This window comes from Mycobacterium sp. NTMscope_Eco_3 (genome assembly GCF_976985685.1).
This window is the reverse complement of record NZ_CDRJYZ010000001.1, coordinates 5,065,792-5,077,758: the sequence shown is the minus strand read 5'-3', so window position 1 is coordinate 5,077,758 and position 11,967 is coordinate 5,065,792. Positions and strand designations below refer to the sequence as shown.

Sequence of the window (11,967 nt, the reverse complement as noted above, 5' to 3'; positions counted from 1 at the left end):
CATGTCCGAGGGCGAGCGCACCGAGCCACCTGCCGAAGAAGATTCCGTTGACGTCGACGCCGAATCCGGTGGCGCGGCGGTCTTCTCCCACTACGGCGTCGCGTCAACGGTTCTCGGCGTGCTGTCGGTGGCCGCGGTCGTGCTCGGCGTCCTCATCTGGTCGGGCCACCGCGACCAGGTCGCCGAACGCGGCTATCTGAGCCGCGTCATGCAGACCGCCGCCGGGTGGACGAACGTGCTGATCAACATGAACAGCGGCAACGTCGACGCCAGCCTGCAGCGGCTGCACGACGGCACGGTCGGGGAACTCAACACCTACTTCGACGCCGCCGTGCAGCCCTACCGGGCCGTGGTAGAGAAGCTGCAGTCCAAGAGCGCCGGGCGGATCGAGGCGGTGGCGATCGAAACCGTGCACCATGAACTGGACGCTCAGCCCGGCGCCGGCAGGCCCCCGGGATCGGAATCAGTCACGACCAAGTTGCCGCCGTTCGCGAGCCGTAGCGACTCGGTGATGCTGGTGGCCACGTCGGTCAGCGAAAACGTCGGCGCCAAGCCGCAGACCGTGCACTGGAACCTGCGGCTGCAGGTCTCCGACGTGGACGGCAAGCTGATGATCTCCGGACTGAGTTCGATCCGATGAGAAACATCTGGCGACTCTTCGCATTCGACATCCTGGCCCCGCTGGCCGCGATCGCCGCGTTGCTGGCCATCGGGGTGGTGCTCGGCTGGCCGCTGTGGTGGGTCTCGGCCTGCTCGGTGCTGGCCCTGCTGATCGTCGAGGGGGTGCTGATCAATTTCTGGCTGCTGCGCCGCGATTCGGTCAGCCTCGGCACCGACGACGACGCACCGGGGCTGCGGTTGGCGGTGGTCCTGCTGTGCACGGCCGCCCTGGCGGCGGCCGTCGCGACCGGCTACACGCACTGGACGAAGGCGGACCGCGACTTCACCGACGACTCCCGCAAGGTCGTGCGGATCGCCACCGACATGGCCGAGGCCATGGCGTCGTACAGCCCGACGGCGCCGACCGGTTCCATCGACCGGGCCACGGCCATGGTCGTCCCCGAGCACGCCGCCGCGTTCAAGGAGCAGTACACCAAGTCCAGCGCCGAGCTGGGCCGGCACAACGTCACCGCCCAAGCCGCCACGGTCTCGGCGGGCGTCGAGGCCCTCGGGCCGTCGGCCGCCAGCGTGGCGGTGGTCCTGCGGGTGACCCAGAATGTTCCGGGCCAGCCGCCCAGTCAGGCGGCGCCGGCCCTGCGGGTGACGCTGACCAAGCGCGGCAGCGACTGGCTGGTCGCCGACGTGCTGCCGATCCGGTAGCTCAGTTGGATTCGGCCGAGCGGCCGGACTTCACCTTGACGAACCGATCCGACAATCGGCGGATCCGGATCATCAGCGCGGCCGTCGGGCTGGTGCTGCCGTCGAGATAGCCGCCCAGTTCCTCGGCGCTGACGCCGATGCGGGAGGCGAATTCCCGCTGCGCGAGCCCCGAGCGGTCGACCAGCAGCCGCACGTGGCGCGCCACCTCGGCGCGCTCGTTGGCGTCCAGGTGGGCGCGGGCGCGCTCGAGCACCTCCCACAGCGCCTTGGCGATGCCGTAGGGGCGGGTGCCGTCGACGACCTCCTCGACCTGGCGGGCGGTGCGCCCGTACGGGTCACGCTTCAACGCGCCGGCGATGCGCTTCCAGGTGGCGATGTCACCGCCCTGCAGCGCGGAACGGATGGCGGAGGTCGGCCAGAACTCCACCGGCTGGTCGAGGTCCGGAAGGGATCCGGACGGCGCCTCGGACGGCCCATTACCGCGGTTGCGCTGTTGCGGGGCCGGCCGGCGGGGCGGCGGTGGGGTGCGTCGGTCGGGTGCCAACGTCACCTCGCCTCCTCCAGCATCGCGACCGCCACGGACAGGCAGCGCTCCCTGATCCCCTCCCAGTCCGCGTTCGCGTCGGCTTCCGACCCCTGGTCATCCGGGTAGTCGCACGGATCGGGATCGGCGAGTCGACGGACCAACTGGGTGGCGATCCATTGCCGCCTGGACGATTCACAACAGTAATACCTGTCCATTCCGGCCAGCACCACCGCGGCGGTCTCGGGTTCCAACGAATCCACCATGTCTGCAAAGTCGGCATAATCGCGGCGACTGTTACGGCACATGATGAGGTAGCCCTTGAGCCGCAGGGTCTCGGCCCCGGTCGGGACCAGCAACCGGTCGCCGGTGGGCAGTTGCACGTTGGTGGTCTCCACCGGGCTGCGCCGCGCGTATCTCGGTCGGTCGGCGGCCCCCGCCGACGCGGCGTCCGGGTCCGTCTCGAGCGCGTCGATCGCGACCGACAGCCGGCCCCGCCACAGCGTCACCGGATGAACGGGCCGGTCCGACCCGGAGATGGCTTTGGCGATCCCATTGCGCCCATTGCGTGAGGCCAGCCCCCCGACCAGCTTCTTGGCTCCCGAAGACCCGTTGGCATGCCCGTTGGTGCCGGTCTTCTTCTCGCCCGCGGCCACCCCGACGGCGACCTTCTCCTCGCCCAGCGCGACCTGGTGGGGGATCTGCCCGGGCCCCAGGCCGCGGGTCCGCTCCTCGTCGGGGCCCGACGAGGGCTGACCGGCGGCGCGCCCGCAGCCGCTGAAGGCCAGCGGATCGGTCACGCAGATGGCGTCGGGCGCCAGGTGCTTGAGCTTGGCGGCGGACTTGAGCACCATCTTCAGGTCCGCGTTGGGCGCCACCAGCGCCGAGATGTCGTCGGGGATGACCACGACGTCGCCGAGGTCGACCTCCGGCAGCGGTCGGTCGAAGTCGACCGACGGAAGCACGCGGGACAGCCACGGCGGCAGCCACCAGTTCCACTGGGCGAACATCGCCATCAACGCCGGAACCATGACCAGGCGCACCACGGTGGCGTCCACGGCGATCGCCACCGCGCAGGCCACCCCGATCTCGGCCACCAGCGGCATGCCGGCGAACGCGAACCCGACGAACACCGCGATCATGATCAGCGCCGCGCTGGTGATGGTGCGGGCGCTGGTGCTCACGCCGTAGGCCACCGCGTCGCGGGTGTTACCCGAATGCAGGAACCGTTCGCGGATGCGGGTGAGGAGGAAGATCTCGTAGTCCATCGACAACCCGAAGGTCATCGCCAGCACCAGCGGGGGAACGGTGCTGTCGATCGAACTGATCTGGGCGAAGCCGAGATCCTTCAGCCACCCCCACTGGAAGACCATCACCAGGCTGCCGTAGGCGGCCGCCACCGACAGCAACGTCATCAGGACGCCCTTGAGCGCCAAGAACACCGAGTGGATGGACACCAGCAGCATCACGAACGCGATCAGCGCGACGAAGCCCAGCACCAGCGGTTCGGTCGCCGACACCTGGTCGTCGAAGTCTTTGATCAGCGCGGTCGGGCCGCCGACGTCCACGCGCGCCGTCCCCACCTCGGGGACCGTGGGGAGCTGCGCGCGCAGCCACCCCACGGTTTCGCGGGCCCGCATGTCCTCGGGGTCCACCGACAACACCGCGGACAGCAGCGCGCTGCCGTTGTCCTCGGCGTATTGGGGCGGCGACACCGAGACGATGTTGGGTGCCTGCGTCATCCGCTGGCGGACGGCGCCGATGGTGTGGCTGTGTTCGGGCGAGGCCGCCCCGCCGTCGGGAAACTCGATCAGCACCCGGATCGGGCCCAGCGCGCCCGGACCGAGCGCCTGGGCGGCCGCGCCGACCCCGGCGCGGATCTCGTGGGACGAGTCGAATTGGCGTAACAGGCTGTTGCCCAACACCATTGACGCCGCGGGCGCGGCCATCACGAGCAGCACCAGCGACGCCGCCAGCGCGGACATCCACGGCCGGCGCATCACCCATCCGATCCACCGGTTCCAGAACCGCGACTGGGTGCTCTCGGGCCGGCGCGACCAGTGCAGGAAGCCCGACCGCTTGGCGGCCGCCCGGCCGAACGTCGCCAGCGCCGCCGGCGTCAGGGTGGTCGACGTCAACATCGCGACCGCGACGGCCAGGATCGCGCCGGTGGCCATCGATTTCAGCGCCGGGGTGTTGATGACGTAGATCCCGGTGAGGGACGCGATGACGGTCGCCCCGGACAACACCACGGCCAGGCCCGAGGTGGCCATCGCGGCGTCGACGGCCTCGCGGGGCTGGCGCCCGGTCCGCAGTTCCTCCCGGAAGCGCATCAAGATAAACAGCGAATAGTCCACGGCCAGCGCGATCCCGAACATCGACACCGTCGAGGTCACGAACACCGACATGGTGGTGTACGCGGACAGCAGGTAAACGAGGCCCATCGTCACCACGACCGTGCACACGCCCAGCGCCAGCGGGATCGCGGCGGCGGCCAGCGACCCGAACACGGCGAGCAGCACGATCAGGATGACCGGGAGGTTCCACCGTTCCGCGGCGGCGATGTCGTGCTTGGTGTTGGCGGCCGCGGCCGCGCTCAGCGCGCCCTGCCCGATGACGTACAGCCGCACCCGGCCGTTGGCGGTCTGGCCGGGCTGGTCGCCCTTGATGCCGACCTTCGTGCGGAGCTTTTTGGCGACATCGCTGGTGTTGCGGGAATCCAGCCGCACCGACAGCACGTACGGCCGGTCGGGTTGCGGCGGCCGCTGGGTGGGATTGGGGATCTCCGCGGTTCCCGGGACCTCGGCGGCGAGTCGACGCAGCTGTGTGACCGCCTCGCTCATGTCCTGGTAGCTGGCGTCGGCGCGGGGCGCGGCCACCAGCGCCAGCGACGATCCGCCCTGGTCGTGGTAGAGCTCCTCGAGCTGGTCGTGGACCGCCAGCGACTGGGAACCGGCCACGTCGAAACCGCCGCCGGTGAGGTTGCCGGATTGCGTCAGCGCCAGGTAGACCGCCGGAACCAATGCCAGCAACCAGCCTGTGAAGACCAACCAGCGGTACTTACGCAGGCTGCGGCTGAGGCGCATCATTAACTGCTGGATTTTTCTCGCTCCCCGGTTCTCGCGTGACGCGTGCAGGCGAGGATACCGCAGCATGCTGTGCTATATGTGGGCTTATCTAGTTCCTGAGCTGCGATGACAGCGTCGTTGCGGAGACGCTGCGAAGTCGTTGTGAACTGGTGATCAAGCGGGACTTCGGTCACACGAGCGGTTCTCGGCTGGCAGCGCTGATATCGCGATGGCAGGATGTCGATTGGCCTGGCGGGGCCCCGGGGGATTACGGGGTGCCCAGGGATCAGTGGGGCCGTCTCTTGCAGCCGTTTGCGCGGCGCCGATCTTGGCGGGGCCGCGCAAACAATAAGGAGTTATCCATGACGACAGGCAGCGCTGGACGGCGTCGCAGAATCCTCGCGGGGCTGATCGCCGCCACCGTGCCCGGCGCCGCCGTCGCGGTGCTCGCCGGGCCGCCGGCGACCGGCGCCAACGACCCGTGCGCGGCCAGCGAGGTCGCCCGCACCATCGGCTCGGTGTCCAAGTCGGTGGGTGACTACCTGGATTCGCACCCGGAGACCAACCAGACGATGACCTCGATGCTGCAGCAGCAGGCGGGGCCGCAGTCGTTGAACGGGCTGAAGTCCTACTTCGACGCCAACCCCAAGGTCGCCGGCGACATGACGTCGATCGCGCAGCCGTTGACCAACCTGTCGCTGCAGTGCAAGCTGCCGATCTCGATCCCCCAGATGATGGGCATGATGCAGCAGGCGCAGGGCGCGGCCGGTGCGCTCCCCGCGCTGCCCGGTAACCCCGCGGGCGCTTCGCCGCTGGGCGGAACGGGCGCCCCGCCCGCCGCGCCGCAGCCCGCGTCTCCCGGTGCCACCAACCCGCTCTCGGGCCCGCCGCGCGGCAACACCGTCGGCTAGCTGTCCCGCCCCTCGGTTTCCGGACTCCGATCCGGCGGCAGCGGCCCCTGCAGGGCGGCCTGGGTCGGGTCGGCGGAAGCGGCGCTCGGCTGCTGCACGATCGGCAGCGGACCCGTGATCGGGTCGTCGTCGGAGTCGGCGACGTTCTCGGTGCGGAACACGAAGAAGAACACCACCCAGCCGACCGCGGCGATGAGTAGCCAGCTGATCAGCCGGTAGATCAGCATGGCCGAGATCGCGCTCGACAGCGACATCCCACTCGAGACCAGCCCCGGAACCAGCACCGCCTCGACGACCAGCAGCCCGCCGGGCATCAACGGGATGGTGCCGACCGCGCGGGCCGCGGCGTAGGCGACGGTCAGCCCGGCCACCGACGCGTGGTCCCCGGCGGCGTAGGCGGCGAAGCCGAGGCAGGCGACGTCGGCCACCCAGTTGAACATCGACCACCCGAACGCCACGCCCAGGTCGCGCCGGCCCAGGCTCACCGATTCGAGCTGCATCAGCGTCTCGCGCCACTTGTCCAGGCCGGTGTCGGCCGGCTTGCCGCGCACCGAGTTGACCCAGGCCAGGACCCGGCTGCCGATGCCTTCGATCAGCTCCGGCCGCGACGCGACGGCCTGCGCCAGCAGCAGCAGGGCGACGAAACCGCCGAGCGTGAACAGCAACGAGAACGGGTTGTTCTTCGCGCCCAGCAGGAAGGCGCCGCCCAACCCGAGCAACGCCAATCCCACCGCCTGCAGCACGCCCGACATCACCAGCTGCCACGACGCCACCACGGTCGAGGCGCCCCAGAGCCGCTGCTGCCGGAACAGGAACGTCGCCGACAGCACGGGCCCGCCGGGCAGCGTGGTGCTCAGCGAGTTGGCGGCATAGAACGCGGCCTCCGAGCGCAGCTGCTTGACGTGCACGCCGGCCGACTTGAGCAGGGTGCGCTGGATCTGAGCAAAGCTGTGCATCGACGCGGCCGCCGCGACAACGGAGGCGAGCAACCACCACCAGTTCGCCTCGTACAGGCTCATCCAGGCTTTGGCCAGCTGATCCCAGCCCAGGGAAACCTCGACGGCAAGCACGATGGCAACCATCCCGAGGATGACCCAGCGCACCCACCAGTACTTCCCGCGCGGGGTTTGTTCGCGCGGGAAGTCGAGATTGCGGGCGGGTGCGTCGTACGGCACGTGATTTAGGGTAACGGTGCAGGTGGCGCGGCGATCGCTGCGCGCCGCCGACTGTGTCGCCGTCGTAACCGGATCGTGCCGGCTCCGACGGTTGCGGCCGACGGGCGGGACCTTCCGAACGGGTTCGGGTCGGCGCCGCGACCGATAGGCTGGCCAAATGTCAGCAAACGTCGACGATGCGTCGGTTGAACCCCTAGTACGCAAGACCGCAGCCTGGGCGTGGCGTTTGCTCGTCATCCTGGCCGCCGCGGTCGCCCTGTTGTGGGTGGTCAAGAAGCTCGAAATCATCGTCGTCCCGGTGCTGGTGGCGCTGCTGCTGAGCGCGTTGCTGGTGCCGGTGGTCGACTGGCTGGATCGGCGGGGCCTGCCCCGCGGCGGCGCGGTGGCGCTGGTGCTGCTGGGCGGCTTCGCGATCCTGGGCGGCATCCTGGCGTTCGTCATCCTGCAGTTCATCGACGGCCTGCCCGGCCTGACCGAACAGGTGACGCAGAGCATCGAGTCGACCCGCCGATGGCTGATCAACGGGCCGGCGCATTTGCGCAGCGAACAGATCGACAGCGCGGGCAACGCCGCCATCGAGGCGCTGCACAAGAATCAGGCCAAGCTGACCAGCGGCGCGCTGTCCACCGCGGCCACCGTCACGGAGCTGGTCACGGCGGCGGTGCTGGTGCTGTTCACGCTGATCTTCTTTCTCTACGGCGGGCGCAACATCTGGCGCTACGTGGTGCAGATCATCCCGTCCGACGTCCGCGACCGGGTGCACGAGGCCGGCAACGCCGGGTACGGGTCGCTGATCGGGTACGTGCGGGCCACCTTTCTGGTGGCCCTGACCGACGCGGCCGGGGTGGGCACGGGCTTGGCGATCATGGGGATCCCGCTCGCGCTGCCGCTGGCCTCGCTGGTGTTCCTGGGCGCCTTCATCCCGCTGATCGGTGCGCTGGTTTCGGGCCTGCTGGCCGTGGTGGTCGCCCTGTTGGCCAAGGGCATTGTGTACGCGCTCATCACGCTGGGGGTGCTGATCGCGGTCAACCAGATGGAGGCCCACCTGCTGCAGCCGCTGGTGATGGGCCGCGCGGTCTCGATTCACCCGCTCGCCGTGGTGCTGGCCATCTCCACCGGCGGCGTCCTCGCCGGGATCGTCGGCGCCCTGCTGGCCGTCCCGACGGTCGCGTTCCTCAACAACGCGTTCCAGGTGTTGCTGGCGCCCAACCCCGAGGCGGAAGCCGAAAAGCAGACCGAGGAGGCGGACGAGAAGAACGCCATCCTGCAGGCCGAACCGGACAAACCCGGCTGATACCGACCGTCAGGATATGTCGGGGGGCTTTCCTATAACCGTCCCTCGCGGCGCAGCAGATCCGCGGCGGACAGCCCGCCGCCGGAGCGGCGCCGCTGCCGCGCGGGGTCGCCGTTCTCGCCCTGGCCGCGGGGGTTCGCGGCCTCGCCGGCGGCGGTGCCGTCGGGGTCGTCGGAATGGTGGCCGGGCACGGGGATGGCCCGGGTCTGATCGCCGGACGGCGGCGCCGCCGACGACGGGGGGCGCTGCGGCGCCTGCGGGCCCTGCGGTGCGGGCTTGGTCGCGGGGCGCGGGTCGGCCGGCCGCTCTCGGGCGGGGGCGCCCTGCGCGGAGAAGCGGGTGGTCTTGGCCTCGGTCGGCTGGCCGGGCCGGGCCGGGATGCGGGTGGTGTCCACGCTGTCGTCCGCCCGCGAGGACGGGTCCTGGGCGGGCCTGGGCTCCGGCGGACCGGCCGCCGCGGGACGCGCCGGTCGCGACGGCTCCAGCGGGGCGGGGTGGGTGGGGTCGTGCGGCGGGCGCGGCGTCGCGGCGACCAGGCTGGCCGCCACCGGCGGCCGCGCGGGCCGACCGTTGAGCGTCGGCCGCTTGCGCTCGTCGGGCAGATCGATCTCGCCCAGCCCGATCTTGTTCTGCAGGCGCCGGGCCCAGCGCGGCGCCCACCAGCAGTCGTCGCCGAGCAACTTCATCACCGACGGCACCAGGAACATCCGGACGACGGTCGCGTCCAGCAGCAGCGCCGCCATCAGACCGAAGGCCAGATACTTCATCAACACCAGGTCGGAGAACACGAACGAGCCGGCGACCACGGCCAGCACCAGCGCGGCGGCCGTGATCAGCCGCCCGGTGGTCGCGGTGCCGATCCGGATGGCCTCGGCGGTCGACATGCCCCGTTCGCGGGCCTCGACCATGCGCGACACCAGGAACACCTCGTAGTCGGTGGCCAGACCGAAACCGACGGCGACGACCAGCGCGATCAGCACCACCATCAGCGGAGTCGGCGTGAAGTTCAGCACGCCCGACAGGTGCCCGTCGACGAAGATCCACGTCAGGATCCCCAGGGTGGATCCCAGGGTGAGCGCGCTCATCAGCACCGCCTTGATCGGCAACACCACCGATCCGAACGCCAGGAACATCAGCAGCAGCGTGGCGCTGAGCAGCAACACCAGCATCAACGGCCCGTTCTCGGCCAGGCTGTGGATGCTGTCCTGTTCCAGCGCCGGGGTGCCGCCGACGTACAGGTTCAGCCCCTTCGGGGGGTTCACCGAGCGCAGTTCGGTGATCTTCTTGGCGGCGTCATTGCGGTTGGCCAGGCCGTTCTGGATCACCCGCACCGAGCCGTCCTTGGGCACCGTCGTCCCGTTCGGGCCGGCCACGCAGGGATTGCCGGCGATGGTCGGGCAGGCCCGTTCCTCCCACGTCTTGTCGGTGAACCCGCCGATCGAGGAGATCCTGTTGCGGATGTCGGCGACCTGCTGATCGGTGACCTTGCTGTGGTTGTCGCTCTGGATCACCACCGTCAGCTGCTCGGTCCGGTACCCCGGGAAGAGCTTGTCGAAATGCTCCTGCGCCTGGCGCACGGGGTTGTCCGGCGGCAGGTACTTCTCGCTCATGCCGCCGAACGACAGGTTGCTCAGCGGGATGACCAACAAGATCATGCCGACCGCGATCGGGATGGCGAACGCCAACGGCCGCTTCATCACCCAGTTCACCAGCTTGCCCCAGAAGCCGGCCTCGACCTCTTCGCGGGTCTTCGTCTTCTGCAGCCGGTCGGCCAGCCAGTTCAGGTAGGCGCGCGAATACTTCCAGTTGCGCAGGAACGGCACCCGGAACGCGGTCCGCACCCCCAGCGCGTCGACGTGGCGGCCGAGGATGCCCAGGCACGCGGGCAGGAACGTGATCGACAGCAGCGCCGCGAGCCCCACCGCGGCGAAGATCGCGTAGGTCAGCGAATGCACGAAGCCCTGCGGCAGCACCAGCAGGCTGGCGCTCGACGCGATGATCAGCACCGCCGAGAACGTCACGGTGCGACCGGCCGTCATCACCGTGCGCCGCACCGCGGCCTCGGTGTCGTAGCCCTCGGCTATCTCCTCCCGGAACCTGCTCACCACGAACAGCCCGTAGTCGATGGCGATACCCAGGCCGATCAGCGAGACCACCGGCTGGGCGAAGAAGTGCACCGGCCCGAACACGGCGACGAGGCGCAGGATGCCCAACGAGCCCGCGATGCTCAGCCCGCCGACGATGGCCGGCAGGCCGGCGGCGACCGCGCCCCCGAACACCAGGAACAGCACGACCGTCACCAACGGCAGCGCCAGCACCTCCATGCGGCGCTGGTCGGTGGCGATGGTGCCGGTCAAGGCGTTGGCGATCGGCTCGAGGCCGGCCAGCTGCACCGTGCCGCCGTCGAGCTTCTGCAGATCCGGCGCGATGTCCTTGTAATTGTTGAGGATGGTGTCGTCGTCGTCGCCCTTGAGCGGGATGGACACGAAGGTGTGCTTCTTGTCCTCGCTCACCATCCCCTTGATGACCGGGTTGGTGCTCTCGGGTGCCGCCAGCCAGCCGGCCCAGCCGACGACCTGGTCGGGATGGTCGGTCTTGAACTTGTTGAGGCCGGCGACGATCTTGTCCCGCCACGCCTGGTCGTCGACCGTCTTCCCGCTGGGGGCGGTGAACGTGGCCACCACGTGGCTGGTGCGGTCCCGGCCGTAGGTCTGGTCGCCCAGCACCGACGCCTTGACGGATTGACTGCCGTCGTCGTAGAAGCCGCTCTGTGTAACATGCTTGCCCAGGCTGATTCCGAAAACGCCGCCGAGCAGACACAGAGCTACCGTGACCCCGATCACGATGTACCGATATCGGTACACAGTTCGACCCCACCAGGCGAACACGCAAGCTCCTTACTGGATCGACTTAGTCTGCAGCGACCCGCGCACTGGTTTTTCAGTGTCACACACGCGCGGTCAACAGCGCTGACAGCGGCCGGAACGGCTGCAGCCACGCACCCTGGTCAGGCAGCGAATCTAGGCCGATCCGCGGCAATGGTTCCCGGAAGACGCCGGCGATGTCCTCCAGGTCAACGAAGTCCAAGGTATCCGACGCTAGCGCCCAACTCGCATGTTCGCGAAATCCGATCACTTGGACGCTGATGCCGGTTCGGGCGATCTCCTCGAGCGGTTCGCGAAACGCTTGGCCGTCGGCCGAAGCCACCACCACGGCCGCCAGCCCCTCGCTGCGCCGCAGTTCGATGTGGGCCAGCATGTCGCGGTCGACGTCGCTGTCCTCGTCGATCTTCGGCTTGGCGAACACCGCGAACCCCACGTTACGAAGGGCGTCCACCCAGGGCCGGACGACGTCGGCGCTGCCCGGCGCGATGTTGGTGAACACGGTGGCCTCGGGTTCGACGACCACGCCCGGGCGTTCGGCGCTGACCTCGGCCGTCCGCGCCAGCAGCCAGCGTCCCAGGGCGTCGAACCGCGGGCGTTCCAACGCCGTCGGGCGCCGACCCAGGATCGAGCCCAGGCCCATGTCGAGGTTGGGGGCGTCCCAGACCAGCAAGACGCGCCCGCCCGAAGGCGAAAAGCCGCCCAGGGTCCCCACGTCATCGGCGGACAGCACCGCCGGCGGCGCGACGGGATCTGCTCCGGCGGTGGAGGTTTCAGTCAGGCTCATAGCTCAT

Annotated in this window: 9 protein-coding genes; 4 read left to right on the top strand and 5 right to left on the bottom strand. The window is 69.5% G+C overall.

The window, feature by feature from the left end:
- Position 1 precedes the first annotated feature (1 nt).
- Positions 2 to 640: a hypothetical protein gene (locus AC0KTM_RS23555; RefSeq protein ID WP_238957109.1), complete on the top strand. Its 639-nt coding sequence runs from the start codon at positions 2 to 4 to the stop codon at positions 638 to 640.
- Entirely contained in the window at positions 637 to 1,320 is a 684-nt protein-coding gene (locus AC0KTM_RS23550) for a hypothetical protein (protein ID WP_225330399.1), read from the top strand. The genes AC0KTM_RS23555 and AC0KTM_RS23550 overlap by 4 nt, the downstream gene beginning before the upstream one ends.
- 1 nt (position 1,321) lies before the next feature.
- On the opposite strand, the gene AC0KTM_RS23545 is transcribed toward AC0KTM_RS23550, so the two are convergent.
- Positions 1,322 to 1,870, bottom strand: a complete 549-nt coding sequence (locus tag AC0KTM_RS23545; RefSeq protein WP_225330400.1) for a helix-turn-helix domain-containing protein — start codon at positions 1,868 to 1,870, stop codon at positions 1,322 to 1,324.
- Positions 1,867 to 4,932 carry an MMPL family transporter gene (locus AC0KTM_RS23540; protein WP_225330401.1) on the bottom strand — a complete coding sequence of 1,022 codons (3,066 nt, stop codon included), beginning with the start codon at positions 4,930 to 4,932 and terminating at the stop codon, positions 1,867 to 1,869. Before AC0KTM_RS23540 ends, AC0KTM_RS23545 begins: the two co-directional genes overlap by 4 nt.
- Positions 4,933 to 5,273: 341 nt before the next feature.
- Here AC0KTM_RS23540 and AC0KTM_RS23535 point away from each other — a divergent pair, with 341 nt between their 5' ends.
- Positions 5,274 to 5,822 (top strand): hemophore, encoded by a 549-nt coding sequence (locus AC0KTM_RS23535; RefSeq protein WP_225330402.1) that lies wholly within the window; start codon positions 5,274 to 5,276, stop codon positions 5,820 to 5,822.
- Here the strand turns inward: AC0KTM_RS23535 and AC0KTM_RS23530 are convergent.
- A complete protein-coding gene (locus AC0KTM_RS23530; protein ID WP_472416834.1) occupies positions 5,819 to 6,997 on the bottom strand; it encodes a lysylphosphatidylglycerol synthase transmembrane domain-containing protein in 1,179 nt (392 codons plus the stop codon). The two genes, AC0KTM_RS23535 and AC0KTM_RS23530, sit on opposite strands and share 4 nt — an antisense overlap.
- Before the next feature lie 157 nt (positions 6,998 to 7,154).
- Between AC0KTM_RS23530 and AC0KTM_RS23525 the strand changes: the two genes are divergently transcribed.
- Positions 7,155 to 8,291 (top strand): AI-2E family transporter, encoded by a 1,137-nt coding sequence (locus AC0KTM_RS23525; protein ID WP_472416833.1) that lies wholly within the window; start codon positions 7,155 to 7,157, stop codon positions 8,289 to 8,291.
- Between the two features lie 32 nt (positions 8,292 to 8,323).
- On the opposite strand, the gene mmpL3 is transcribed toward AC0KTM_RS23525, so the two are convergent.
- On the bottom strand, positions 8,324 to 11,179 hold the full coding sequence (mmpL3, locus tag AC0KTM_RS23520; RefSeq protein ID WP_238957105.1) for a trehalose monomycolate exporter MmpL3: 2,856 nt from the start codon (positions 11,177 to 11,179) through the stop codon (positions 8,324 to 8,326).
- 58 nt (positions 11,180 to 11,237) lie between these two features.
- Positions 11,238 to 11,960, bottom strand: coding sequence for an NYN domain-containing protein (locus AC0KTM_RS23515; protein WP_472416831.1), 723 nt, complete (start codon positions 11,958 to 11,960; stop codon positions 11,238 to 11,240).
- Positions 11,961 to 11,967 lie beyond the last annotated feature (7 nt).

Bases quoted from the DNA above. Each gene is read 5' to 3' on its own strand.
- AC0KTM_RS23555 (WP_238957109.1), top strand. From the start codon at position 2: ATGTCCGAGGGCGAGCGCACCGAGCCACCTGCCGAAGAAGATTCCGTT.
- AC0KTM_RS23550 (WP_225330399.1), top strand. From the start codon at position 637: ATGAGAAACATCTGGCGACTCTTCGCATTCGACATCCTGGCCCCGCTG.
- AC0KTM_RS23540 (WP_225330401.1), bottom strand. From the start codon at position 4,932: ATGATGCGCCTCAGCCGCAGCCTGCGTAAGTACCGCTGGTTGGTCTTC.
- AC0KTM_RS23535 (WP_225330402.1), top strand. From the start codon at position 5,274: ATGACGACAGGCAGCGCTGGACGGCGTCGCAGAATCCTCGCGGGGCTG.
- AC0KTM_RS23525 (WP_472416833.1), top strand. From the start codon at position 7,155: ATGTCAGCAAACGTCGACGATGCGTCGGTTGAACCCCTAGTACGCAAG.
- AC0KTM_RS23515 (WP_472416831.1), bottom strand. From the start codon at position 11,960: ATGAGCCTGACTGAAACCTCCACCGCCGGAGCAGATCCCGTCGCGCCG.